Genomic DNA, 26,386 nt, shown 5'->3' with positions numbered 1-26,386 from the left:
AGAAGAGGAGTTTACATATGGATACGGTAACATTAGCAAGAGCATTTTTCGGTTCTTCATTAGCATTCCACATTATCTTTGCAACACTTGGCGTGGGACTTTCATTAATGATTTTTATAAGTGAAATACTCTACCACTGGAAGAAAGATTCCGATTACGCCATTATGGCGAAAAGATGGACGAAAGCGTTCGCCATCCTTCTCGGTGTAGCAATTCCGACTGGAACAATCGTTGGTGTGCAAATCTCACTTCTTTGGCCTGGTTTTGCCAAAATTGTTGGGCAGGTTATTTCTGTTCCCTTTCAAATTGAGATTTTTGCCTTCTTTTTAGAGGCTTTGTTCATGTCCATTTATGTATACGCAGCTGACAAACTACCTCCATTCATGAGATTAATCTCATTATTCTTCGTCATGATTGGTGCCACGGCATCTGCCGTGCTTATTACATCAGCAAATACATGGATGAATACACCAGCAGGCTTTTCAATGGGGCCAGATGGATCCGTTTTTAACGTTGATCCTTGGAAAGCTTTCTTTAATCCGAGTTTTGGCACGAGCGCATTCCATGTCGTGATTACAGCCTACGCAACTGGAGCTGCTGTCATTGCCTCTATCGCTGGATTTAAATTATTAAAGAAAAATTTAAGTGAGCGTGAAGTGGCGTATCATAAAAAAGGACTGCTGTTAGGACTCGTTGTGACATTTATTACAGGGGCTACGATGTGGCTTTCGGGACACGAATCGGCAATTGCCTTACATAAGCATTCCCCTGAAAAACTCGCATCTGCTGAAGCTTTATTTGAAACGACATCACATGCACCGTTATCAATTGGCGGCGTTGTAGATCCTAACACACTTGAACTAAACTATGCACTAGAAATTCCGAACATGCTTAGCCTACTAGTGGGACTAGACCCTAGCACCGTCGTAAAAGGACTAAATGAATTCCCACAAGAAACATGGCCACCATTTTACACACATACACTATTCAACTTAATGGTTGGCACCGCTGCCTTCACCTTTGCAGTTGCAGCAATTGCCCTCTTATATTGGTACTTTGTTTACCGAAAAAAAGGCGCAGAATTACCGAAGTGGCTTCTTTGGGGAGCGGCCGCATGTGGACCAATTATGATGCTCGGCATTGAATTTGGATGGATTTTTAGCTGTAGTGGTCGTCAACCGTGGACTATTTATGGTATGCAACGTACAGTCGACGCTTCTACACGCGCTGATTTTGTCGGTCCTTTATTTATTTTATTCATCATTTTATATATTGGACTCGGTATTTTAACTGTTTTTGTACTACGGACATTCTTTAAGAAACATCCGCTTACAAATGATTTACATCACGAAGGAGGCGATTCTCGTGCATGAGGAAAGTATTGCAATCATCATCTTATGGGCTCTTATTTTCGTTTATAGTATCTTGGGGTCCATCGATTTTGGGGCAGGTTTTTGGGGCATGGTATACGCAAAACATCCAACGCTCGCTGCTAAGCTTGCCAACCGATACTTATCACCAACTTGGGAAGTAACAAATACATTTCTCGTCTTTGTTGTTGTCGCTTTTCTCGGTTTCTTTCCGAAAGCCGCTTTCACCCTTGCGACAGTCATGTTCGTACCAGTTATGTTAATTTTAATACTCATTGCAATTCGCAGTACATTCATGGTATTTGCTTACTCTGTACCAAAGTATCAGTATCTTCTTCGGGTTATTTCAGGTATTACCGGGCTCTTAATTCCAGCCTTATTAATTACCGTTTTACCCGTTACAGAGGGGGCTTATATTACAATGTCTGAAGGAAAAGAAGTACTCCTGTATGGAAAGCTTCTTTCTAGCCCAGTGATCTACTGTTATATGCTCTTTGGGCTAACTTCGGAACTATTTCTCTCTTCTCTCTTTCTTGCTGATTTTGCGAGAGAGCAAGGTTCAGAAGATTCGTATAGAATTTATAGAAGAAACGCCATCATCCTTGGCCCTGCAACACTCGTTACGGCGATTATCGCCCTCGTTGTAATGGACCCGGAAACACACTGGCTTATGCAAGGACTCATAAAGCAATTCCCATGGTTTACAGTTTCTATCGTTTTATTCGTTATCGGGTACTCTTCTCTTTGGTGGACAAACAAGAAGTATGACTCACTAGGATACCCTCGTATTGCAGTTTTAGCAGTCATCGCTCAATATGCATTTGCAAGTTACGCTTACGGTGTTGCACATTTACCGTATATTATTTATCCTGATGTAACTGTATTTACAAGCTTTACAACGGTCGAAACATTCTATGCATTGCTTATTCTATATGCAATTGGCATTGCAATTTTATTACCAGGATTTATTTTCTTCTGGAATTTATTCTTGAAGGATCGAACTTTTTTAAAGGAAAAATAATCCATCCTTGGAGTCTGTCCCAAAAATCATATTGGGATGGGCTCCTTTTGTCATGTTTTTTCGACAAGTTGATATATTTTAAAAATCACTGATATATTTTGAGTTACGCCGATATATTTTAAAAATTGCTGATATATCTCAATAATTGCCTATATAATTTCTATTTACTATCTTACTGCCCCACTAATTTATAGACACCTCTCACAATAGTTATTTCACTATTCGTGACACTTGTCCTTTCGCTTGAAAAACACATATTCACTTTATTCCATTATATGTCTAGTTCTTCCTATTTTTCGCTGAATATACTACTAATACAAACCTTGAGACAAGCTACATTGGTTTAAGGAAAAGTAGAAAGGTAGGTAAAATATGAGCATTGAAATATGGATTACTATTATTGTATTCTTCTTAACGATGATTGTTATCTTTTGGCGACCCCGTGGTTTAAATGAGGCGTGGCCGGCAGCAATTGGCGCTGGCATTATCTTGATTACTGGACTTGTATCAAGACCAGACGTCATAGACATTATTAGTAAAATTGGCGGTGCCTCTATAACAATATTAGCGACCATCGTTATGGCGGTTATATTAGAAAGCTTTGGCTTCTTCCACTGGTCCGCGGCGAAACTTGCAAACTTAGCAAAAGGCTCTGGTCGCCGTTTATACTGGTATATTCAATTATTATGTTTTCTTATGACTCTTTTATTTAATAATGACGGTAGTATTTTAATTACAACTCCAATCTTAATTCTTCTTCTAAAAAACCTTCAATTAAAACCGCATCAACAAATCCCCTATTTATTAAGCGGTGCTTTAATCGCTACTGCATCTAGTGCACCAATTGGTGTAAGTAATATCGTAAACTTAATTGCATTAAATATCGTGAATATGACTCTTTATATGCATACTGCTATGATGTTTGTACCTGCAACATTAGGACTATTGTTTATGTCATGGCTTATGTATACAGTGTTAAAGAAAAAGCTACCAAAAAAATTACCTGTTTCTTCATATGATATCGAAGAAATATTCTTCACAAAAAACTTCCATCCGTTAAAAGGAAAAAATTCAGTTGATACGAAACAAAAACGGACAAGATTCATGCTAAAAGTATTAGGCTTCGTCTTCCTTATGCGCTGTCTTCTATTCGTTGCATCCTTCTTATCCATCCCAATTGAAATTGTTGCCGTACTCGGTTCACTCATTCTTCTCATCTGGAGATGGTACTACTTACGAACGAATCCTGTCGACATTTTGAAAAAGACACCGTGGCACATTTTAATTTTCGCTTTCTCTATGTATGTCATTATTTACGGGCTTCATAATGCAGGATTAACAGCGGCGCTTGTAAATTGGCTTGAGCCAGTGGTAAGTCAACATCTACTCTATGCTAGCTTTGCAATGGGCGGACTTGTCTCCCTCCTCTCCAACGTCTTCAACAATCACCCTGCACTTATGATTGGGACAATCACATTAACAGAAATGGGACTAGATCCAATCACTTTAAAAACGATCTATCTTGCAAACATTATTGGTAGTGACATCGGTTCACTATTATTACCAATCGGTACGCTAGCTTCCCTCATATGGATGTATATCCTGAAACAAAACAAAATTAAAGTAAAATGGAAAGACTATTTAAGTGTATCCCTTATCGTTATTCCACTCACTACAGTCGTCACATTATTCCTCTTATTCTACTGGGTACATCTCTTCTTCGCCTTATAAAGTGAAACTTTAATCAGTGGGGGTCTTATTACTGCCCATTAAAGTGGGATAAACGACAGAAGCCCGCTTTGCTACCGTCTTAGCAAAGCGGGCTTCTTCTATATTTAAGTTAGGTACTACAGTGTGATCAATCAAGTAAAGAGGTGTAACATGTTATTGGTATAAATGACTACCTGTTTCTTTAAATTCTTTCGCTTTCTCTTTCATTCCTTTTTCAATTGCTTCTGTCGTTTCTAAATCATTTTCTTTTGCATATTCCCGAATATCATGTGAAATTCTCATACTACAAAACTTCGGTCCACACATAGAACAGAAATGAGCTGTTTTCGCGCCTTCTGCTGGCAATGTTTCATCGTGATATTCCATCGCACGTTCAGGATCTAAAGATAAATTAAATTGATCGCGCCAACGGAATTCAAAGCGAGCTTTTGAAAGTGCATCATCACGCTGATGAGCCGTTTTGTGCCCTTTCGCCAGATCAGCCGCATGCGCTGCAATTTTGTACGTAATAACACCCGTGCGTACATCATCTTTATTCGGTAAACCTAAATGTTCTTTCGGCGTTACATAGCAAAGCATTGCCGTTCCAAACCAGCCAATCATCGCAGCTCCAATTGCGGATGTAATATGGTCATAACCTGGTGCAATATCTGTCGTTAATGGCCCAAGTGTGTAAAACGGCGCACCCTGACAAATATCAAGTTCTTTCTCCATATTCTCTTTAATTAAGTGCATCGGTACATGCCCAGGTCCTTCAATCATCACTTGCACATCATGCTTCCAAGCAATCTTCGTTAATTCACCAAGTGTTTCAAGTTCAGAGAATTGCGCTTCGTCATTTGCATCTGCAATCGAACCTGGACGTAATCCATCTCCAAGAGAGAACGAAACGTCGTACTGCTTCATAATTTCACAAATTTCTTCAAAATGAGTATACAAGAAGTTTTCTTTATGATGGAATAAACACCACTGTGCCATAATCGAACCACCGCGTGAAACGATACCCGTCGTACGCTTTGCAGTAATCGGAATGTAGCGAAGTAATACGCCCGCGTGAATTGTAAAGTAATCAACGCCTTGCTCCGCTTGCTCAATTAACGTATCACGATACACTTCCCACGTTAAATCTTCTGCAATTCCATTTACTTTCTCCAGCGCTTGATAGATTGGTACAGTTCCAACTGGTACAGGCGCGTTACGAATAATCCACTCACGTGTCGTATGAATATTTTTACCTGTAGATAAATCCATAATCGTATCTGCACCCCAGCGCGTTGCCCACGTCATCTTCTCTACTTCTTCTGCGATAGAAGAGGATACAGCAGAGTTTCCGATATTTGCATTGACCTTCACATGGAAGTTACGTCCAATAATCATCGGTTCTGCTTCCGGATGGTTAATATTTGCTGGTAAAATAGCTCGACCTTCCGCGATTTCCTTACGAACAAACTCAGGCTCTACTCCTTCACGGATCGCAACATATTCCATCTCAGACGTAATAATGCCATTACGTGCATAGTGCATTTGCGTAACATTTGCACCTTGCTTCGCTCTAAGCGGTTTGCGACCCATTTGCGGGAAAACAGGTGTATGTTTTGAAGCTACCTTCACACCGTCATCCTCTGGTTTCACTTCGCGCCCTTCGTATGCTTCTACATCCCCGCGCTCTAGAATCCAAGAGTGGCGCGGCGCCTGCAACCCCTTTTCCAGCTCCACTTTATACGCAGGATCTGTATAAGGACCGCTCGTATCATATACACGAATTGGCGGATTCGGAATGCCGTTCGTTTCACTTTGTTCAATCTCACGCATCGGCACTTTCATACCCGCGCGTGGCCCATCCACATATACTTTCTTACTTCCCGGTAAACTCGATTTCAATTCAATTTGCTCAGATGAAACAGATTGTTTCATAACCTTTGTTGCCCCCCTGTACGTGACAAGGACGAGATATGGCCAGCGTATGCCAAAATAAAAAGAGCCAGGTCCATAAAAAAATAAGGACCTGGCTCATAAAGACATCATTATGTAAAGCCGTTAACTTCCCTACGCTGGTACGAGCCAGATCAGGTCCAAAGGGTTAAGAAGTTCACGCGCTTCTCTCTCAGCCTACGCATACGTTAGGCACCCCTAGTTTATCACTGATTTAATTTTCAATACTTTCTCATCATACACGATAATCTGAAAAATGCAAAGTTTATTTCTTTTGTTACTTATGGAATCATCCACGTTAAATAATATGCCTGTACATACGTCATAATACCAACAATAATTACGAAGAATAAACTATGCTTCACTGTAAAGCGGAATAAATCTGATTCTTTTCCAGCAAGTCCAACTGCTGCACAAGCAATTGCAATCGATTGCGGAGAAATCATTTTTCCTGTTACACCGCCCGTTGTATTTGCTGCAACAAGAAGTACTTCAGATACACCGACTTGCTGCGCTGTAATCGCTTGTAAATTCGAGAACAGTGCATTTGCTGACGTATCAGACCCTGTTAAGAATACCCCAATCCAACCTAAGAATGGTGAGAAGAACGGGAATAGTGCTCCAGTTCCTGCAAGCGCTAACGCTAATGTAGAAGATAAACCAGAATAGTTTGCAATAAATGCAAATCCTAATACGAATCCGATAGATAGAATTGGCATTTTAAGCTCATTTAACGTTTCTTTAAATGTCGCTACTGCATCTTTTGCACTCATTTTCAAAATAAAGATAGAAATGATACAAGCAATTAAGATTGCTGTTCCTGTTGCTGATAGTACATCAAACTTCAAAATCGCCTCGTAAGGCGTTGGTTTATTTACAATTGGCTCTGCTTTCATTACTAAATTGTGTAAGCCTGGAATTTCAAACTTAAACACGAGGCTTTCCAATGCGCCGCCTGGAGCAAATAACGCTTTAAAGAAGCTTTGACTCCAAATGACTACCATCACAGTTAAAATAATAAATGGAGACCATGCTTTTACAACTTTTCCTACTGTTAGTTTCGGCATAGATGTTGCCGTCGTTGTCGCAGCTACTTCACTATTTGCTTGTTTAGACTGATAAATTTCTTTCGGCTGCCAAACTTTTAAGAATAGCGATAAACTCACTAAACTTACTAGTGCTGACGTAATATCCGGAAGTTCTGGTCCTAAGAATGTCGCTGTAATGAACTGCGTAATTGCAAATGAACTACCCGCTACAAATAGAGCAGGCCATGTTTGTCTTACCCCTTTAAATCCATCCATTAAAAATACGATGAAGAACGGAACAAATAATGATAAGAACGGTAATTGATGTCCAGCCATTTGTCCAATTTTATGTGGATCAATACCAGTTACTTGTCCAGCAACTGTAATCGGAATTCCCATCGCTCCGAACGCTACCGGTGCCGTATTTGCGATTAAGCAAAGACCCGCTGCATATAAAGGATTTAATCCAAGACCTGCAAGAAGCGCTGCCGTAATCGCTACTGGTGCACCAAATCCTGCTGCTCCTTCTAAAAATGCTCCGAATGAAAAACCGATTAAAATAACAAGTAAACGATGGTCATTCGTAATGGATAATACGGATGCACGAATGACATCAAATTGACCTGTTTTCACAGATATTTTATATAAAAATACCGACATAATGATAATCCAAGCAATTGGCCATAGTCCGTATAAAAAACCATATCCGGTCGCTGCCATCGCCATTGTGAACGGCATCTTATAAGCGAATAATGCCACTAAAATTGTAAGTACAACTGTAATAAAACCTGCCACATACCCCTTCATGCGGAAAACTGCTAACGCTAAGAAAAAAAAGATAATCGGAATAAGTGCGACCGCTGCCGAAATCCAAATATTTCCGAACGGATCATAAACTTGTGTCCATGTGTTCATTGTTTTCTCCCCCTAAAGAATCCCCTTTTAAATAGAATAATCTCATCAATAGACTATCAGGTCATCATACCTTTAAGTCTAAAATAAAAAACGTTTAAGAAAACGTTTTCAATAATTTTATCACAACAAATTCCATTACAAAAGATTTTTTTGAAAATTTTATTATTTAGTATGGGAATCTTACAAAAACGTCATGTTCTTGTAATGTTCATCGATAGGAAGCTCGCTACATTTCCTGCATAATAAAGATATAACAACGGATATTATTTATGAGGTGATATATATGAACGGAAACAAAATATTAGCAGCTTTATCATACTTTAGTGTATTATTTGCTCCTATCTTATTCCCAATCATTGTGTGGATCGTGGGGGATTCTGAAACGAAACCACATGCAAAACGTGCTCTATGGACACACATTATTCCAAGTATCGCGGCATTTATCGGATTTATTATTCTAGGCATTATGGGTATCGGATCAAATCAACCAGACGTAACACTTGGCATTGGATCAATGATCGTCTTATGTATTTGCGGTATTATTAGCTTATACTACTTCATTTGGAACATTGTAAAAGGTATTAAAATACTGACAGCTTAAGTTTAAACAAACGTTTGATTAAAACAGCACGGTAATACGACAACCTTTTAATAAGAAAAAAACGTCCCAAAATATCTTTTGGGACGTTTTTTTATCTTCTGCGTTTTTTCTTTTTTCTCATCATTTTTTTGCGGCGCGTATTCACTTTATCCGCTATAATGTGAAGCGTACTTGCTACAACAATTCCCATTACGAACGTTACAATTTCAACCTCATGTTCCTTCGCCATTTCTATTAAATTCCCATCAAACGCGATTACATTTAATAGGAATAAAAACGGAGAAAACACAATTAACATGTATGCAATACGAATTACATCACCAAGTATAATTGTATGCGTAAAGAAGGAGCGATGCGGCATGACCTTCTTATACGGATACCAAAATATACGCAGGAATCCCCATTTATTATACGCATTACTATACGTATCTAAATCCGGTGTTAAAAATGTAGTACCTACTAGAAAACCAATTGCAAAAGTTAATAAAAAATCAAAATTTGTTAATCCATACGAAAAGAGCATAAACAAAACAACCGGAAGGGATATTAAGTTTATTTTCGTATGCGTTCTTCCTGATGGCATAATGCACTTCCTCGCTTACGTTTGCCCTGTCACCATATGACAGTTCTCACCTATTGATCTAATTTCTGATCGATAAAGGATGTGTCTATATCCGAACCAAACCATTCTGCCAACTTCACTCGTGCCTTATCTTTCACATCTTCATTGACGTATAACGACGCTTGTAATAGCGCAGCCATTAACGCCCCTAAATCATCCGTATAACCAATTCCAGCAACGAAATCTGGAATTGCATCAATCGGCGCAATAAAATAAGCAAGTGCTCCAATTACAATAATTTTCACTCGTTTTGGAACATCCGGTTTCTGCAAAACGTAAAACAATAATAAACTTGCATAAATAACCGATTGCCCTGCTTGTTTTGCAACATGTTTCACTTTTTTCCAAAACGCTTCAACTGAAAATTTTTGTTCCATATAAAAGCCTCCCTATTTTTTAAAAGAAATAAGCTACAATATGTTATCAGTAAAAGTTCATCAAAATTACACATAATCTATCAATGAACTTCCATTGTAACAAACAAACGAAAAAAGAACAAGTGTTCGTTAATTTTTACATACTTTCCTTCATATAATAGGTTTCTAGATAACCACTTACCCATTGTCATTTCTTATTTCTCAACAAGAAAATTTTCACTTTCACTTAACATTCCGCTCTACCTTTGTTATATTTTCTAGTTGACGGACATATAAACGAATGTTAAAGTTTTCTCTGGTAGTGACAAATCTCATACAAAAAATGTAAAATGTTATAGTGTTTCTCAGAAATGAATTTTGTTGTATAATACAGAAATGACGTTATGCTTATGAGTAACACAAGAAACTAAAAGGGTATGCATAGTTATAGTCGTATATGGGTGAATATAGAACCTCTAATTATGGCCAAGAAAACTATGTATTTTTTATTTTAGCATTTTTCGCTCCAAAATCGACCAAGCCTGATAGAGAAAGGGTGGAAATGAATGAAAGAAACCTTGAAATCACAATTTCAAAACGTGCGTTTCACGGTATTCGTAGCTTTAGCTTTATGGCTGAAGACGTACCTTATTACACGCACAAGCTTTGATTTAAAACTTGAATCTTTCATGCAAGAATTCATTTTATTCCTTAGCCCATTAGCAGCATCATTACTGCTTGTTGGTCTTGCATTATTTGCAAAAGGGAAAAAACGTAACTATATAGCACTTGGAATTAATTTTGTTTTAACAATCGTTCTTGTTGGTAACGTAATGTTCTACGGATTCTACAATGACTTTGTTACTTTACCAGTACTGGGACAAACATCTAACTTTGGAAGTTTAGGTTCTAGTGTGAAAGAATTGTTTAACTACAAAATTATCCTTGCATTTGCTGATATTATCGTATTCTTCATTTTATTGAAGAAGATGAAGAATTTTGCACCGACAGAACGTGTAGCACGCCCAATGCGTTCCCTATACTTCGTGTCAACAGTTGCTATTTTCTTCGCAAACTTAGGACTGGCAGAAGCTGAGCGTCCTGAACTATTAACACGTTCATTCGACCGCGTTATGCTTGTTAAAAACTTAGGTTTATATGTACACCAAGTGTATGATCTTGGCTTACAAGCAAAATCAAGTTCACAAAAAGCCTTCGCTGACGGTAGTAAGTTACAGGAAACAGAGAACTACGTAAAAACAACGCAAAGCAAACCAGATCCAAATATGTTTGGTACTGCAAAAGGGAAAAACGTAATTGTTGTCTCTCTTGAATCATTACAAACATTCTTAATTGGTGCAACAGTTAACGGACAAGAGGTTACACCATTCTTAAACCAATTTACGAAAGAAAGTTATTACTTTGATAACTTCTTCCATCAAACTGGGCAAGGAAAAACATCAGATGCTGAATTCTTAGTAGATACTTCAATGTATCCGCTAGACCGTGGTGCTGTATTCTTCACACATGGTAATAATGAATATACAGCAACTCCAGAAATTTTACGTGAGCAAGGATATTACACATCAGTATTCCATGCGAACAACGCAACATTCTGGAACCGTAACATTATGTATCCGGCACTTGGTTACGACCGTTACTACAACGAGCTTGACTACAAGATTACGCCAGAAACAAAATTAAATTGGGGATTAAAAGATATCGAATACTTCGATCAATCTATCGATATGTTAAAAGAAGTGAAGCAACCATTCTACACTCGTTTCCTTACTTTAACAAACCATTACCCATTCACTTATGATGACAGCACGAAATTAATCGATGAATACAATTCTGGTGATGGCGTGTTTGACCGTTACATGGTAACTGCTCGCTATTTAGACGAAGCAATGAAACACTTTATTGAGCGTCTAAAGGCAGAAGGCATTTACGACAACTCAGTTATCGTATTCTACGGTGATCACTATGGTATTTCCGAAAACCATAACCGTGCAATGGCACAGTTCTTAGGAAAAGAAGAAATCACTGCATTTGACCATATGAACTTACAAAAAACACCGATGTTTATTCACGTTCCAGGTCAAAAAGAAGGTAAAACAATTTCAAAACCAACTGGTGAAATTGACATTAAACCAACAATTCTAAACTTACTTGGTGTAGATTCTACGAATCAAATTCAATTTGGTCATGATGTATTCTCACCAGAAAATAAAGGATTCGTTGTTCTTCGTGATGGTAGCTTCGTTACAGATAAGTACATGTACACAAACAGTACATTCTACGACCGTACTACTGGTGAAGTTGTACAACTACCAAAAGAAGAATCTCAACCACTCATTGATCGTGCCCAAAATGAATTGAACATGTCTGACAAAATCATTGAAGGTGACTTACTTCGCTTCTCTGAAAGTAACAAGACCAAAACTGGTGAAGTAAAGACAGCTATTAAAGAAGAAAAGAAGAGCGCTGAGTAATCTCAGCCTCTTTTTTTATATTTCTCCATACAATTACTTATATTCATTAACTTTAACATTACATAACCTTTACCAAATATTCACATAGAATTAACGAAACATCTCTATAATAAAATATATAAACGAGGTTCTCTATATTTCTTATCTCTCATCTGTAATAAGATCCCTTAAAGAAATATGTGAATCGTTTATTTCTACTTTCTTATAATTGTCTTTCAACATGTTTTGTTTCCATACACAAAACATTCAATAAGACGATGTCCCTATGAAAGATAGCTACCCTCCTTGTGCAGCATTCCATAAGAATGTTGCTTTTTTTTATTGAAAAGCAGGATTCTTATTTCTTATTTTCGAATTTGTATATACAAAATGCTATACACCACCACTACTTCTCTACCATTTACAAATACATATACGTCATATGTAAAGAAGTACTCACATAAAAATTACTATAGTGATTTTTATTCCAAATGAATGAAAGTTTCACTTTACTTATGTACTTACGAAAGGATGGGACGAAAATTGGCATATGAAAGATTTGTACTTTGGAATAATGCAGTTATTGATACAACAAAACAAAAAACGTACATAGAACTCGAAGAAAGAGGCTTACAGTTTGGAGATGGTGTCTACGAGGTTATTCGCCTATATAAAGGGAACTTTCACTTATTAGATCCGCATATCACAAGATTATATCGCTCCATGGAAGAAATAGAATTAACACTTCCTTTCTCAAAAGCAGAACTGATTATCCTACTTTATAAACTAATCGAAAATAATAATTTCCACGAAGATGGAACGATTTATTTACAAGTATCTCGTGGTGTACAAGCTCGTACCCATACATTCTCATATGACGTCCCTCCGACAATCTACGCCTACATTACAAAGAAAGAAAGACCGGCGTTATGGATTGAATATGGTGTACGTGCTATATCAGAACCGGATACGCGCTGGCTACGCTGTGATATTAAATCATTAAATTTATTACCCAATGTATTAGCTGCTACGAAAGCGGAACGAAAAGGTTGTAAAGAGGCTCTTTTCGTACGAAATGGTACTGTAACTGAGGGAAGCCACTCTAACTTCTTTCTAATTAAAAACGGAACTCTTTACACACATCCAGCTAATCACCTTATTTTAAATGGCATTATTCGTCAATATGTCCTTTCTTTAGCGAAAACCCTTCGCATTCCGGTACAAGAAGAGCTTTTCAGCGTTCGTGATGTTTATCAAGCGGATGAATGCTTTTTTACAGGAACGACAATTGAAATTTTGCCGATGACTCATCTTGATGGAACCGCAATCCAAGATGGTCAAGTTGGTCCTATCACTAAAATGCTACAAAGATCCTTTTCTCAAAGTTTATTACAATCCAATATGTCATCTTCTTAAACACGAATCATTTCTATCCTTTCTACATTCAATATATGTATTTAAATGGAAATCAAGGTATAGATTTATGCCTTGATTTTTTTTGTAATCTTTTTGTCATATTCAGATTCCCGCATAAGTCTTGACAGTAATCGACATGCTCTTTAGAATTTTTAACAGTTGGTAAATATTTCTTCACTACATTACAGACAGAAAGGAATCGACAAATTATGAAAAAATACCTTGCCGGTCTTGCGGCAGTGTCTGTAGCAGGAGGAGCAGCACCTACACTTGACAGTGTTCAAGCTGCCCCTGAACAAAATACACAAAAAGCTGCTACAACTGTCCAATCTTCTGCATCAAACAGCTCATCTTATAAGGTTAACGCTGACGTATTACATGTTCGTGCAGGATCAAGTACTTCTCACGACATCATCTCGCGCGTTTATAACGGCCAATCTTTAAACGTGATTGGCGAAGAAAATGGTTGGTTCAAAATTAACATTAATGGAAAAACAGGCTTTGTTAATGGCGAATTTATATCAAAAAATGGAGCAAGTAATTCTAATGTAAGTACAACAGATGGAAAGAATAAAGTTACTGCTGATGTATTACGTGTACGTACAGCTCCTAACACTTCTAGTTCTGTTTCAGGACGTGTATATGAAGGACAAACATTAAACGTAATTGGCCAAGAAAACGGTTGGGTGAAAATCAACCATAATGGACAAGTAGGTTATGTAAGTGGTGAATTTGTATCTGGCGTTTCTGCTAATGCAGGTTCTTCAAACAACAATACGAATAATAACAACCAAGAATCTGTAAAACCAGCAAGCGGAAATTATACAGTAAATGTATCTTCCCTTCGTGTTCGTACAGGTCCTAGCACTTCTCACACAACTGTAGGTTCTGTTACAAAAGGACAAGTCGTACAAGTTGTTGGCGAAGTTCAAGATTGGTTCAAAATCAATTATGCAGGACAAACCGCTTACGTAAGCAAAGACTACGTAACAAAAGGCGGTTCTAACGATAACGTTACACAAGGAAACAACCAAAATAATAATCAAAATAATAATGTAACTGTTCAAACAGGTGGTACTTACGTTGTTAACGCAACATCTCTACGCGTTCGAACAGGCCCTGCTACTTACCATAGCGTAATTGGTGGCGTATTAAATGGTACGACATTAAACGTAATTGGATCTGAAGGTAGCTGGTTTAAAGTTAACTATCAAGGAAAAACAGGCTACGTTAGTAGCGAGTTCATGAAATTCGTTAAAGGTGGCACTACTACTCCTGAGCAACCAAAACAACCTGAACAACCTAATCAAGGTGCAATTGGTGACTACTACATTAATGCTTCTGCATTAAACGTACGTAGCGGCGAAGGTACAAATTATAGAATCATAGGCGCACTTCCACAAGGACAGAAGGTTCAAGTAATCTCTGAAAACTCTGGATGGAGTAAAATTAACTACAACGGTCAAACTGGTTATATCGGAACACGTTACCTGTCTAAAACACCAGTTGGTGGCGCAGTAGATAATAAGCCTAACAACAACCAAAATAACAATCAAAATAATAACAACAATAATACGGGCAATAATAGCGGTGACAGTTCTTCTATACTTGCATATGCAAAATCAATGCAAGGCGTACCATACGTTTGGGGCGGTACTTCTGCTACTGGCGTTGACTGCAGTGGTTACATCTATCACGTATTTAAGAAATTTGGTCATAACATTAGTCGTCAAAGTGTTGCAGGATATTGGAGCAGCTTACCAAAAACTTCAAGCCCACAACCAGGTGATTTAATTTATTTCCAAAATACTTATAAATCGGGTCCTTCTCACATGGGTATTTATCTTGGGGGCGGATCATTTATCCAAGCTGGAGATAAAGGTGTAGCAATCGCTTCATTAAGTAACTCTTATTGGAAGAGTCATTTCTTAGGATACACAAAAGCACCTTAAGTTATATTTTTAGAGCCTTCTAGATTACTAGAAGGCTCTTTTTAATGTGTATAACCTATTTCCCTAAAAAAATAATGTATCTATTTTTCTATTTCATACACTATATTCTACAATAATGATCCATAACGTTATCATAATGTATATTTTCACATAAAAAACATAACCTATTTCATGTCTATTTATTTTATATGTGTTTTTTTAAAGAATTTTCTTTTTATTTAAACTTTTCGTTAGACGTTTGACCTCTGATGTCCATTATGATAAGTTACTTAAGATGTTATATTCGTAAACGTATAGACAACTGGTTTATACACTTTTTTTACTATGAGGAAGGAGCATACACTGCATGAATCTTTTATGGGGAATTGGCGGCGTGATTGGAGTATTAGCAATTGCTTTCTTACTATCTTCCAACCGCAAAGCTATTAATTGGCGCACAATTTTAATCGCGCTAGCATTACAAATGTCATTTTCATTTATCGTATTACGCTGGGATGCCGGAAAAGCAGGTTTAAAACACGCTGCAGATGGCGTTCAAGGATTAATTAATTTTTCTTACGAGGGAATTAAATTCGTTGCTGGGGATTTAGTCAACGCAAAAGGCCCTTGGGGATTTGTTTTCTTCATTCAAGCACTACTTCCAATCGTATTTATTAGTTCATTAGTTGCAATCTTATATCATTTCGGTATTATGCAGAAATTTGTCAGTGTCGTTGGTGGCGCATTAAGCAAACTTCTTGGAACTTCTAAAGCAGAAAGTTTAAACTCTGTAACGACTGTATTTTTAGGACAAACTGAAGCTCCAATCTTAATCAAGCCTTACTTAGCACGTTTAACAAATAGTGAATTCTTCACTATTATGGTAAGCGGTATGACAGCTGTTGCCGGATCCGTTCTTGTCGGCTATGCAGCAATGGGTATTCCGTTAGAACACTTATTAGCAGCAGCAATTATGGCAGCTCCATCAAGTCTATTAATTGCGAAACTAATTATGCCAGAAACAGAACAAGTAGATAATAACGTTGAACTTTCTACAGAGCGTGAAGATGCAAACGTTATTGACGCAGCAGCACGTGGCGCATCTGAAGGTATGCAACTTGTTATTAACGTAGCAGCAATGTTAATGGCTTTCATAGCATTAATTGCCTTATTAAACGGTTTATTAGGATTAATTGGCTCTCTGTTCCATATTAAACTTAGCCTTGATTTAATCTTCGGTTACTTACTATCACCATTTGCAATCTTAATCGGGGTTTCTCCTGGTGAAGCTGTACAAGCAGCAAGCTTTATCGGTCAAAAACTTGCAATCAACGAATTCGTTGCATACGCAAACTTAGGACCACACATGGCAGAGTTCTCTGCAAAAACAAACTTAATTTTAACATTCGCAATCTGTGGATTCGCAAACTTCTCTTCTATCGCAATTCAGTTAGGTGTAACAGGAACATTAGCTCCTACTCGCCGTAAACAAATTGCACAATTAGGGATTAAAGCAGTTATCGCTGGTACATTAGCTAACTTCTTAAATGCAGCAGTTGCAGGTATGATGTTCCTATAAAAATAACGCAAAGCCCCTACTCTTTGTAAAGAGGGGGGCTTTTTATTATGTTCTTTATTTTTTTAATATATATTAAATACTTTATGTCGAAATATAAAAACATTATGATACAATAATTATCAAGTCTGTTTATTTTTTCTTGCAAAAGAGGGATACTACTTGTTGTTACCTATCAAAAAGAAGCTAGTCACCCGATCTATTTCTTAATAATTGCGCATACTACAAGTATCCTTGTATGAATTATCTTTAAGGAGGAAAGTTTTGTGAAAGATAACTTCTATAAAGTCCTCTCTATGTGGATTTTACAAATTTTATTTTATTTTACAACCGTACATGTAACGCAATATGAGCATGCTCTCATTTTTACAATCATATATGTAATTGTTAATGTACTATTTCTATTTTTGCCTGATAAAACTGCATTTGTTCTCTTCATATTAGGAACCATTATTTCGGTATTCTACCTATTCTACCAAGCATGGCTTTACTTATGGAGCACATCAGAACAATGGGAATATATTATTACTCACTTCCTAATGGCAGCAAACTTCTTTATCGTATATATCTCCACTCACCTATTAAAGAAGGTTATTCATGAAAATAAAGAATTAACCGAACGTGTGAGAACGTTAGAACAATACATTGGAGAATCGAAATTATTAACAAGACAAGAATTCGAAAGACGACAAGCATTATTAATCAATGCAATGAATCGTCGTAATGAAACAGGCGTTATGATTTATTTTGACTTCACTTCCTTTAGTAAATATACGAAAGAAAGTGTTATGGATCGCGTAGCTTCATTATTAGTTGGAACGGTAAGAGCTGACTTTGACCTTGCTGCTAAATACGATAATAATACGCTCGTTATTCTATTACAAAACACAAATGAAGCCGGTGCTGACATTGTAATGAACCGCCTAAAACCAAAAATGGAGCAATGGCTTGCTGCTGAAGCAATCCAAGATATAAAAATTTCACGCGAGCAAATTGGGAACAAAGGACAGACGTTATTATGATGACACTCGTTATACTTCTTTTATTCCTTTTATTTTGTGTACTCGTGTTTTGGATTAGCATTACATTTTCGATTAAATATGTACTTATTTTCACGGCCTTTCTATTCTCTGGCTTACTCGTTTACTATTCTTTCTTAACACTCGCAGGTTTAGTTCACCGAAATAGTAAACGAAAAGATCGTACGCTAGAACATTATCCAAGTGTCGACATTTTAATACCTGCCCACAATGAAGGGGTCGTTATTAAAGATACTTTAGAGGCGATGGCGAAGATTGAATATCCAGGGAAACTAACTGTTTATTTATTAAACGATAACTCTCAAGATGAAACACCTGAAATTGGTGACGATTTTGACAAAGCTTATGCTCACATTCGTCACATTCGTGTTCCGCCTGGTGAACCAAAAGGGAAATCACGTGTATTAAACTATGGTCTTAGTATTTCAGATGGTGAATACTTCTGTGTGTATGATGCAGATAACCAACCTGAACCACATGCACTGCGAATGCTTGTAGAACATGCAGAAACAACTGAAGATGCCGTTGGAGCTGTTGGTCACGTTCGTACTGTAAATGAAAACAGAAACTGGCTAACACGAATGATTTCATTAGAATTTCAAATCTTCCAGCTCCTTATGCAATCTGGCCGCTGGTTACTCTTCCAAACAGGTTCACTAACAGGAACAAACATGCTTCTTCGTCGCTCTGCATTAGAAGAACTTGGCGGCTATGATCCTTATGCAATTGCAGAAGACGCTGAATTAACATTACGTATTACACAAAAGGGCTATCTCTTACCAATCGTGCCGGAATCGATTACATGGGAACAAGAACCTGAACATTTAAAAATCCTTATTAAGCAGCGTACACGTTGGCTCCAAGGAAACTTGTACATTTTAGAAAAAATGTTTTCTTCATTAAGTTTCTTTAAAGGGAAACTTCTCGTCCATTCCTTACAACAAGTTTTAGTGTATGTTGTATTTTGGCTATTCTTAATCATTTCGAACGTTTGGTTTGTAATTGGATTACTCGGGATATTCCAAATTCAATATAGCATTCCGCTACTATTTATGTGGTATGTCGCATATGTTACATATGTTTCTCAATTATTTAGTGCCCAGAGCGTGGAACGAACCTTTACACCAACTAATATTTTCATTAGTGTAATCATGTACTTTACGTACGCACAACTCTTTACGTACTTATTCATTCGCAGCTTAATTTTATACTTACGTGCAAAGAGCAAGAAACAGGTCATTGGCTGGGATAAAACAGTTCGATTCAAAAAAGATAAATAAATAAATAAAAATAAGCACAGAGCGCCGTATGCTCTGTGCTTATTTATTGCCGTATAAATTATATATATCAGACAATACCCCTTAGCTGAAAGTAATTTCACGTCCATCCCCCAACGAACGATCGACCTTCATTTATATACGAAAAAGTGATTGCTATTTTTGTAGAACCAATTGCTTCTCTTGCTGTTCTTTGCGCGTTTCAGTCTTAGGTTCCGTGCTTTCTTGGACACTACGATGTGCCACACGTTTCAAACAAATATGCTTCCACTTTCTTTCGTAACGTTTCATTATTCTAGATGTCCCCCTTGAATGCGCTTTAAAACTATTTGAAATCGCTTACAGGAAATAATATAGCACATATACATAAAAGTGACAACACATTTCCGACAATTTTTTGTCAAAAATACAAATAGAATTCTCAAGATATCGAACATTGTCGAAATGTATCGATTTTTCTCCGCATAAAAGGCATACTACTCACATAGTAAAGTATTTTATTTCCCTGACTTGCAATTAGAATTCCTTCTATATAAAAAAAGAGCTGATACAAAATCAGCTCTTTTTCCTTCTATTATTTATGACGCTTCATACGCCCTTCTTTTTGTAGCTCTTTAAACAATGCTGCCATCATAAAGAAAATAACGAAGACGAATGGGAATGCCGCTATGATAGCTGCCGTTTGTAAGGCTTCTAATCCTCCAATATATAATAGGGTAGAAGCGATCGCAGCTAAAACGATACCCCAAATCATTTTAATGCGATTTGGTGGATTTAAACTACCGTGTGTCGTTAACATTCCTAAAACAAATGTCGCAGAATCTGCTGATGTAATGAAGAATGTTGCAATAAGTAGAATACCTAATACCGATAAAGCTGATCCAAAGCTGCCCATCTGATCGAACATAGCGAATAATCCTACTTCTGTTCCCATCTCTTTCACTTTATCGAAGATATGAGCATCACCAAACAGCTCCATATGAATACCAGTCCCGCCGAAAACAGAGAACCAAAGTGCACCAATTACGGTCGGTACGAGTAACACACCGATAACAAACTCACGAATGGTACGCCCTCGTGAAACACGCGCAATAAATGTACCTACGAATGGTGACCATGCGATCCACCATGCCCAGTAGAAAATTGTCCATGACTGAATCCATTGATTTCCGCCTTCGTCTAATGGACTTAAACGGAAACTCATGCTTGGCAATTCCTGAATATAAGAACCGATTGTCGAAGTGAAGTAATTCATAATAAAGTTTGTTGGACCCGCAAATAATACAATGATCATAAGTGCAAATGCAAAAATAATGTTCGTATTACTTAAATATTTAATTCCTTTATCAAGACCTGTTTGCGCAGATAACATAAATAATACTGTTACGATTGCAATAATAACTAACTGAGTCGTTAATGAATTCGGGATAGATGTTAAATAACTAACACCACCGGCAATTTGTTTTGCGCCAAGACCTAATGATGTCGCAACACCAAATACAGTCGCAAAAACAGCTAACACATCAAATGAATGAGCGATACGCCCATGTTCTCCGCCTTTAAATAACGGTCCTACTGTCGCACTAATTGTACTTACTTTTCCTTTTCTAAATGTAAAGTAAGCAATACAAAGCGCTACAAATGCATATAGTCCCCACGGATGTAATCCCCAATGGAAAAATGAAAAGCGTAGTGCAAGACGCGCACTTTCCTCAGTTGCCCCTTCTCCAAACGGAGGTGCATATAAATGGTTTAATGGTTCGGCAACGCCCCAGAAAACTAAACCGATACCCATACCAGCACTAAATAACATAGCAAACCATGTCATATAACTATAATCAGGCTCGTCATCATCTTTACCTAAACGAATAGAACCGTATTTCGAAACAATTAAAAAGATAGACACACCTAAAATAATAGATACAGAAATAATATAGAACCATCCAAACTTACTCACTAATGCAGTTTGAATTGCGGTTGTTACATTTCCTAAGCTACCTTTTCCAATAATAGATTCGGGAATAATCCCCCAAATTGTAAATGCAATACATAATGTTAATGAAACGATGAATGTTTTTGTCAGTTTCCTCATCAAATCCCCCTTCGTAGGTTTCACTTTTGTAAATAACATAAATTCCGATATGTAAAATCGGATAGAAAACTATAATTTCACGGTGATTTTCTTACTTTCACCTTCACCAACTAGAATTCTTATGGACAGCCTTACCTTCCGTATAACCTTTTTCACTCTGCAAGAGCTATAAGATCGAAATACTGCTGTCGAATTGTGCGAGAAAAATGCGGATGGGAATGTGTTTTCCCAAAAAAGGATGTGTTACAGATTTAAAAAAGGGCATTTTTCTTCCTTGCAACCCTTTCTTTTTGTAACAATTATGCGGTTTTTTTGCTAGTATATAGCACGTGTTTATAGTTTCACAAACGAAATGTTTATGTTTATATAACTATATTACCCATAAAACGGTAAAATACTCAAGGAATGTAATCGTTTAGTAAACATCATGTAACACTCCTGTAATATTTTTATTTACGTCGAAAACAATATGTTGTATTAAATATTTTGAATATAAGTAGAAACCTACTAATCATATAGAATGAAAAACGCTTTCCTATATTTTTTGTTATATTACAGGATGTTAACGACTTATTACGAATGGTTTGTAATTGTGTGTTTTCCCCAAATCCGAAAAAATCTGTTGCTATAATGAGGACACGAAAACAAACGCAATGGAGGCTATCATGAAAAAATTAATTGGAATAGCAACAGCAGCAGTTTTTGGTCTTGGGATTTTCACATCATCTGCTAATGCAGAAACTGTTGTAACAACAGACGTACTAAATGTACGCGAAAACCCTACTACTGAATCAAAAGTTGTCGGTAAATTACTAAACGGTAATAAAATAGATGTACAAAATACAGAGAACGGATGGTCAAAAATCACTTTAGATGGTAAAGACGCATTCGTAAGTGCAGATTTCACAAAAAGCATCTACTACGTAACAGCTAACGTATTAAACGTACGTGCTGAAGCGAACACAAACTCAGAAATTCTTGGGACGCTTAAGAAAGAAGATATGATCGAAACAACGAACCAAGTACAAAATGAGTGGTTACAATTCGAATATAACGGGAAAACAGCGTATGTTCACGTTCCTTTCTTAACAGGTACAGCACCTGTTATCGAGAAACAAGAACAACCTGCTCCTGCTAAAGCTGTAGCACCAGCTAAAGCACCTGCAGCACAAGCAAAACAAGCTGCTAAGCCTGCTGTGAAAGCTGCTGAAACTAGCACACCTTCTGGTGGTCGTGAGTTAACAGTTGTAGCTACAGCATATACAGCTCATCCGAGCGAAAACGGTGGCACATACGGTGGCCGTGTATTAACTGCAATGGGTCATGACTTAACAGCGAACCCGAACATGAAAATGATCGCTGTTGACCCGAAAGTAATCCCATTAGGATCTAAAGTATGGGTAGAAGGTTACGGAGAAGCTATCGCTGGAGATACTGGCGGTGCAATTAAAGGTAACCGTATCGACATCCTACTTGGATCAGATAGTGCTGCTCAAAAATGGGGCCGCAAAACTGTTAAAGTGAAAATTTTAAAATAACCAATGACTGCTAAAGCCAGTTCTCTTTGTTGAGAGCTGGCTTTTATTTTTTTATAATAGCTATAAAGGAGGCTATGCCCATGAATGTACAAGCAAAAGTAGACTGGATCGGTACACCAAAACCATATATATATAAAGATGAAGTAACATATGACGCTACTTCCATTGATTTTTCACTCGTTGGTGATGACAATCGATATAAATTAATTGTGCTCAGTTCTGAAGAAAATACACATTACAAACTTGTCCAATATGGAATCAAACCAGGCTCACAAAAGCCATTCCCTATCGACATTCCATTTGAACAAAACATGTTACCTATTATAGAACAAATATTACATGACCCATATGTACAAGCGATAGTAAAGGAAACGCGTTTATAATTGTAAAAAAGGATATCACCTCGCCATATTTTTTGGCTAAGTGATATCCTTTTTGTTTTTCCTTCTTAAACACGAGATATACACTACAAAAAAAGAGGTTGTTCAACAATATTGAACAACCTCTCTCCTTTATTAGCGAGTCGGACCAGATACTTCCTCTGACTTAAGCGTATTATTCGCTCCAAGAGAATGGTACAATATCTTTCCATTTCCATTAACAGTAACGATATGGTCATTATTAAAACTTTTGAACTTCACAGATCCATCACCGTAACGAATATGATACTCTTCATATGTCGTTACTTTATATTTCGTAGCACTTTGACGCTCTACGTTACGAATTTCTATTGTTAATAAGTCTTCAGTAATTCCTTTTTTGTGTAAATATTGTATATAATCACGGTCTTCCTTGTATGATTTCCCGCTCTTATCATAATTATTTTCAATTAGACTAAAATCATTTAATGCGATTGCACGTACATTATCATAAATATGATTTCGTACAAAATCACCAACTCCCGAACTAGAAGCTTCTTTCGGGAATTTTAAGTAGTATGTACTTTGGTCTCCCACTTTGATGCTTTCAGATTTAATGACACCATATTCAGCGTTTTTCTCTAAATGTACCTCTACTGTTTCATCTGCCGGTACAGGACCAAGTTTATAACTTCCACGGCTCAACTTCCCGCGCTTCTTACCGTTGACAAATACAGTTGCATCATTTTCATCAGAAGAAATGGTTACATAGTTTCCTTCTAATGATAATTTAACATCCACCTTCGACTCTTTTTCATCTGCTAAGTCCACTTCTTTTTCTGTTTCTAACTCAGTTAGTTCCGTCTTCGCTTTTGCCTTTACAACGTAAGAACCAGGGAAATATGGACCAACTTCTTTTGAAGTTTTATCATTTGATAACTCTGTCTCTTTTTTATCATTCACATATATTTCAGCACTTTTCGCAGTTGTGCTTACATTCATATAATAAGATTTCATATTAAGTTTATACTTCGGATATAAAAACCATTCTTTTCCGTCTTCTATAATTTGACCATCTTTAAATGCTGCTTTATCACTTGCTAGTTTTTGATCAACTGTCTCTCTTTGTAAATAAGATAGCAGTTCTTTATTATAAGAAGGATTTTCTTTTAAATAACGGATGTACCCCTTAATATCTTCAGCTTTAATTTTCAAGCTTGGATCATCTACTTTTACAAACTCATCAATTGCATTCACATCTTTCTTTTGGAATGCTTCAATCATAACATTGACCTGTTTTTCTTTTGAAAACTTGCTTGCACCAAATTTATAGGCACCAAACAATATAGCAAAGATAATAACAAATCCTATAAGTAACACTATATTTCTCTTACTTTTCACTGGCTTTATTTCTCGTTGTATGTCTGAATGAGAAGAAGCTGTTTGATCAGCAACTACCTCTATCTTACTTCCACACTCCGGACAAAAGTTCAAATGATCCGCAACTTGTTTATTACATTTCCTGCAAAACTTCAAATGGCTCTCCTCCTTATTTTTTTACTAACTTCATACCAGCAAACGTTAATGCGTAAGAAAGAAGAAAACTACCTACTATTAAATACACTGTGCTACTTTGAATAGAGAATAATGGTCCGGAAATATCAACAAACTCCTTCATAACTTCTCTACTTCCTGAAGCTTCAATATGAATTTTTGCCAACCCATTTACACAAAGCATCATCACAGTATACACTGCACTAAATACCGCGATAGTTACGTACATATTTTTCATCGGATATTGAGCCAATTTCATTCCAGCTCTAAATAGTAAAATACATGGTAATAAAATTAGTAATCCCCACCAGTGCATATAGGAATTGAAATCCTCAATTTCTTTTACTCGTTTTAAATTAGCTCCGTTAGCGATTTCCAGATCTTTTAATGACGTACCATTTATTGATATTCCTGATGTATAAGATAAATGCAATGGACCTTTTTCCACTGAATATCTTCTCATTTCTTTATCCATACCTCCCCATTCAATTTCCGTTGGGGCAAAGTGAGCCATATTCCACATATATGGTGTTGCTTCTAATGAAATTAATGTTTTATATGTTTTCTCCGGAAAATCAATTGGTCCCACTGACTTTGAACTGCTAAATAAAATTGTAATAAGTATAATACCAAATGTAATAAGCAATCCTTTTAATACAGTTACTACACTATAATAAATAGATGCTGCATATGGAACGCTTCGACTCATAGAAGATAATAGACGGTATGGCCCTGCTTGAATACACATACCAACAAACGTAAATAATACAGCAAATAGAATGCCGTACAATAAACTAACAATATGAGAATAACCAATGTTGATTGTCATCGTTTTATAAAATTGAGAAATTGTCGTAGAAGAACTTGCAATAAAGCTTACGATACACAAGAAAATTCCATATACAATACCAATAACACTTGATGTTAGTAACTTCTCACGCCAAACAGTAGAAGGATTGCTTCTTTCTACAAAGAATCCAATTCCACCTAATATAAGTGCTGGAATAGTTAACAAGATGAACAATGGGAAATGAAGGATAAATGACATCGCATATTCCCCGCTCCCATTAACTTCAAGGCCTATTAAATGATACATTAAGATTAATGGTGCTATGCCAATGAAAGATTGATTAATAGTAGCCATATTCAGCACACCATTCATATTTGTAAGCATCGTTCTCACTAGGTCATTAATCGCTGCATCGACAACTAAGCTACCAATCCAACCGGCTATAAACATACATATGATTGCAAGCCCACCACCAAGTAAACCTTTTTTCAAAGTGCTTCCAGATGAACTTACATGTAATTGTAAACCTTCGTCTTGTAATCTTGTTTTCATTTCTTTTTTCATAATACCTAATAAAGAATCCCCGCATTTCTCACAATACGTAGCAATCCCTTTACTTTCCACTCCACAAGTTCGGCAATACTTTGAGTCTTTCGGCGCTAACGTAACTTCACTCTCTACACTACCTGTACTAGATCCATCGTGTGTACAATAATTCGCTACATCCGATTGTTCTAAACCACAAGTTTTACAATACATGTTC

Annotated in this window: 20 protein-coding genes and 1 riboswitch; of the genes, 12 read left to right on the top strand and 8 right to left on the bottom strand. The window is 36.9% G+C overall.

The window, feature by feature from the left end:
• Positions 1-17: 17 nt before the first annotated feature.
• The 3 genes from cydA to ACZ76X_RS26065 all read left to right on the top strand — a co-directional run bounded on the left by cydA (position 18) and on the right by ACZ76X_RS26065 (position 4,122).
• The gene (gene cydA, locus ACZ76X_RS26075; protein WP_098238600.1) at positions 18-1,373 is read left to right on the top strand and encodes a cytochrome ubiquinol oxidase subunit I; all 1,356 of its coding nucleotides are present in this window, start codon (positions 18-20) and stop codon (positions 1,371-1,373) included.
• Complete coding sequence (locus ACZ76X_RS26070) at positions 1,366-2,391, top strand: cytochrome d ubiquinol oxidase subunit II (RefSeq protein ID WP_001979387.1); 1,026 nt, start codon at positions 1,366-1,368, stop codon at positions 2,389-2,391. Before cydA ends, ACZ76X_RS26070 begins: the two co-directional genes overlap by 8 nt.
• 372 nt (positions 2,392-2,763) lie before the next feature.
• On the top strand, positions 2,764-4,122 hold the full coding sequence (locus ACZ76X_RS26065) for an arsenic transporter (protein WP_342716360.1): 1,359 nt from the start codon (positions 2,764-2,766) through the stop codon (positions 4,120-4,122).
• 153 nt (positions 4,123-4,275) lie between these two features.
• On the opposite strand, the gene thiC is transcribed toward ACZ76X_RS26065, so the two are convergent.
• Positions 4,276-6,036 (bottom strand): phosphomethylpyrimidine synthase ThiC, encoded by a 1,761-nt coding sequence (thiC, locus tag ACZ76X_RS26060; RefSeq protein ID WP_306186511.1) that lies wholly within the window; start codon positions 6,034-6,036, stop codon positions 4,276-4,278.
• Positions 6,037-6,148: 112 nt separating this feature from the next.
• Positions 6,149-6,264: riboswitch (TPP riboswitch) on the bottom strand.
• Between the two features lie 71 nt (positions 6,265-6,335).
• Positions 6,336-7,997, bottom strand: a complete 1,662-nt coding sequence (lldP, locus tag ACZ76X_RS26055; protein WP_479852141.1) for an L-lactate permease — start codon at positions 7,995-7,997, stop codon at positions 6,336-6,338.
• A gap of 283 nt (positions 7,998-8,280) precedes the next feature.
• Here lldP and ACZ76X_RS26050 point away from each other — a divergent pair, with 283 nt between their 5' ends.
• Positions 8,281-8,598: a magnetosome magnetite crystal formation protein family gene (locus ACZ76X_RS26050; protein WP_479852140.1), complete on the top strand. Its 318-nt coding sequence runs from the start codon at positions 8,281-8,283 to the stop codon at positions 8,596-8,598.
• A 91-nt stretch (positions 8,599-8,689) separates the two neighbouring features.
• Here the strand turns inward: ACZ76X_RS26050 and ACZ76X_RS26045 are convergent, their stop codons facing one another.
• Together ACZ76X_RS26045 and ACZ76X_RS26040 are read right to left on the bottom strand one after the other, a co-directional pair.
• Positions 8,690-9,181, bottom strand: coding sequence for a metal-binding protein (locus ACZ76X_RS26045; protein WP_098669959.1), 492 nt, complete (start codon positions 9,179-9,181; stop codon positions 8,690-8,692).
• 50 nt (positions 9,182-9,231) lie between these two features.
• Positions 9,232-9,597, bottom strand: a complete 366-nt coding sequence (locus tag ACZ76X_RS26040; protein ID WP_000435504.1) for a YkvA family protein — start codon at positions 9,595-9,597, stop codon at positions 9,232-9,234.
• A gap of 545 nt (positions 9,598-10,142) precedes the next feature.
• Here ACZ76X_RS26040 and ACZ76X_RS26035 point away from each other — a divergent pair.
• The 6 genes from ACZ76X_RS26035 (at position 10,143) to ACZ76X_RS26010 (ending at position 19,293) form a co-directional block, all read left to right on the top strand.
• Positions 10,143-12,071 carry an LTA synthase family protein gene (locus ACZ76X_RS26035; protein ID WP_479852139.1) on the top strand — a complete coding sequence of 643 codons (1,929 nt, stop codon included), beginning with the start codon at positions 10,143-10,145 and terminating at the stop codon, positions 12,069-12,071.
• 510 nt (positions 12,072-12,581) lie between these two features.
• The gene (locus tag ACZ76X_RS26030) at positions 12,582-13,466 is read left to right on the top strand and encodes a D-amino-acid transaminase (protein WP_479852138.1); all 885 of its coding nucleotides are present in this window, start codon (positions 12,582-12,584) and stop codon (positions 13,464-13,466) included.
• 209 nt (positions 13,467-13,675) lie between these two features.
• Positions 13,676-15,418 (top strand): C40 family peptidase, encoded by a 1,743-nt coding sequence (locus ACZ76X_RS26025; protein ID WP_479852137.1) that lies wholly within the window; start codon positions 13,676-13,678, stop codon positions 15,416-15,418.
• A gap of 346 nt (positions 15,419-15,764) precedes the next feature.
• On the top strand, positions 15,765-16,976 hold the full coding sequence (locus ACZ76X_RS26020) for a NupC/NupG family nucleoside CNT transporter (RefSeq protein WP_097817021.1): 1,212 nt from the start codon (positions 15,765-15,767) through the stop codon (positions 16,974-16,976).
• Between the two features lie 263 nt (positions 16,977-17,239).
• Positions 17,240-17,995, top strand: coding sequence for a GGDEF domain-containing protein (locus ACZ76X_RS26015; RefSeq protein WP_479852136.1), 756 nt, complete (start codon positions 17,240-17,242; stop codon positions 17,993-17,995).
• Positions 17,992-19,293 (top strand): glycosyltransferase family 2 protein, encoded by a 1,302-nt coding sequence (locus ACZ76X_RS26010; RefSeq protein ID WP_098669964.1) that lies wholly within the window; start codon positions 17,992-17,994, stop codon positions 19,291-19,293. Before ACZ76X_RS26015 ends, ACZ76X_RS26010 begins: the two co-directional genes overlap by 4 nt.
• A gap of 153 nt (positions 19,294-19,446) precedes the next feature.
• On the opposite strand, the gene ACZ76X_RS26005 is transcribed toward ACZ76X_RS26010, so the two are convergent.
• Both ACZ76X_RS26005 and opuD read right to left on the bottom strand, forming a co-directional pair.
• Positions 19,447-19,581, bottom strand: a complete 135-nt coding sequence (locus ACZ76X_RS26005; RefSeq protein ID WP_000833067.1) for a hypothetical protein — start codon at positions 19,579-19,581, stop codon at positions 19,447-19,449.
• Between the two features lie 283 nt (positions 19,582-19,864).
• Positions 19,865-21,382 (bottom strand): glycine betaine transporter OpuD, encoded by a 1,518-nt coding sequence (opuD, locus tag ACZ76X_RS26000; RefSeq protein WP_479852135.1) that lies wholly within the window; start codon positions 21,380-21,382, stop codon positions 19,865-19,867.
• Positions 21,383-22,047: 665 nt separating this feature from the next.
• Between opuD and ACZ76X_RS25995 the strand changes: the two genes are divergently transcribed.
• Positions 22,048-22,920 carry a cell wall-binding protein EntA gene (locus ACZ76X_RS25995; RefSeq protein WP_479852134.1) on the top strand — a complete coding sequence of 291 codons (873 nt, stop codon included), beginning with the start codon at positions 22,048-22,050 and terminating at the stop codon, positions 22,918-22,920.
• 80 nt (positions 22,921-23,000) lie between these two features.
• Complete coding sequence (locus ACZ76X_RS25990; protein ID WP_479852133.1) at positions 23,001-23,303, top strand: DUF3910 family protein; 303 nt, start codon at positions 23,001-23,003, stop codon at positions 23,301-23,303.
• Between the two features lie 132 nt (positions 23,304-23,435).
• On the opposite strand, the gene ACZ76X_RS25985 is transcribed toward ACZ76X_RS25990, so the two are convergent.
• Together ACZ76X_RS25985 and ACZ76X_RS25980 are read right to left on the bottom strand one after the other, a co-directional pair.
• Positions 23,436-24,815: a zinc ribbon domain-containing protein gene (locus ACZ76X_RS25985; protein ID WP_479852132.1), complete on the bottom strand. Its 1,380-nt coding sequence runs from the start codon at positions 24,813-24,815 to the stop codon at positions 23,436-23,438.
• Between the two features lie 13 nt (positions 24,816-24,828).
• Positions 24,829-26,382, bottom strand: a complete 1,554-nt coding sequence (locus ACZ76X_RS25980; RefSeq protein ID WP_479852131.1) for a hypothetical protein — start codon at positions 26,380-26,382, stop codon at positions 24,829-24,831.
• Positions 26,383-26,386 lie beyond the last annotated feature (4 nt).

It is taken from the genome of Bacillus sp. BC05(2025) (assembly GCF_056725905.1).
The sequence above is the reverse complement of the archived record's forward strand: the minus strand, read 5'-3'. Positions and strand labels throughout refer to the sequence as shown.

Excerpts from the sequence above, each read along its gene's own strand:
- cydA (WP_098238600.1), top strand. The coding sequence starts at position 18 with ATGGATACGGTAACATTAGCAAGAGCATTTTTCGGTTCTTCATTAGCA.
- ACZ76X_RS26065 (WP_342716360.1), top strand. The coding sequence starts at position 2,764 with ATGAGCATTGAAATATGGATTACTATTATTGTATTCTTCTTAACGATG.
- thiC (WP_306186511.1), bottom strand. The coding sequence starts at position 6,036 with ATGAAACAATCTGTTTCATCTGAGCAAATTGAATTGAAATCGAGTTTA.
- lldP (WP_479852141.1), bottom strand. The coding sequence starts at position 7,997 with ATGAACACATGGACACAAGTTTATGATCCGTTCGGAAATATTTGGATT.
- ACZ76X_RS26050 (WP_479852140.1), top strand. The coding sequence starts at position 8,281 with ATGAACGGAAACAAAATATTAGCAGCTTTATCATACTTTAGTGTATTA.
- ACZ76X_RS26045 (WP_098669959.1), bottom strand. The coding sequence starts at position 9,181 with ATGCCATCAGGAAGAACGCATACGAAAATAAACTTAATATCCCTTCCG.
- ACZ76X_RS26040 (WP_000435504.1), bottom strand. The coding sequence starts at position 9,597 with ATGGAACAAAAATTTTCAGTTGAAGCGTTTTGGAAAAAAGTGAAACAT.
- ACZ76X_RS26035 (WP_479852139.1), top strand. The coding sequence starts at position 10,143 with ATGAAAGAAACCTTGAAATCACAATTTCAAAACGTGCGTTTCACGGTA.
- ACZ76X_RS26030 (WP_479852138.1), top strand. The coding sequence starts at position 12,582 with ATGGGACGAAAATTGGCATATGAAAGATTTGTACTTTGGAATAATGCA.
- ACZ76X_RS26025 (WP_479852137.1), top strand. The coding sequence starts at position 13,676 with ATGAAAAAATACCTTGCCGGTCTTGCGGCAGTGTCTGTAGCAGGAGGA.
- ACZ76X_RS26020 (WP_097817021.1), top strand. The coding sequence starts at position 15,765 with ATGAATCTTTTATGGGGAATTGGCGGCGTGATTGGAGTATTAGCAATT.
- ACZ76X_RS26010 (WP_098669964.1), top strand. The coding sequence starts at position 17,992 with ATGATGACACTCGTTATACTTCTTTTATTCCTTTTATTTTGTGTACTC.
- ACZ76X_RS26005 (WP_000833067.1), bottom strand. The coding sequence starts at position 19,581 with ATGAAACGTTACGAAAGAAAGTGGAAGCATATTTGTTTGAAACGTGTG.
- opuD (WP_479852135.1), bottom strand. The coding sequence starts at position 21,382 with ATGAGGAAACTGACAAAAACATTCATCGTTTCATTAACATTATGTATT.
- ACZ76X_RS25995 (WP_479852134.1), top strand. The coding sequence starts at position 22,048 with ATGAAAAAATTAATTGGAATAGCAACAGCAGCAGTTTTTGGTCTTGGG.
- ACZ76X_RS25990 (WP_479852133.1), top strand. The coding sequence starts at position 23,001 with ATGAATGTACAAGCAAAAGTAGACTGGATCGGTACACCAAAACCATAT.
- ACZ76X_RS25980 (WP_479852131.1), bottom strand. The coding sequence starts at position 26,382 with ATGTATTGTAAAACTTGTGGTTTAGAACAATCGGATGTAGCGAATTAT.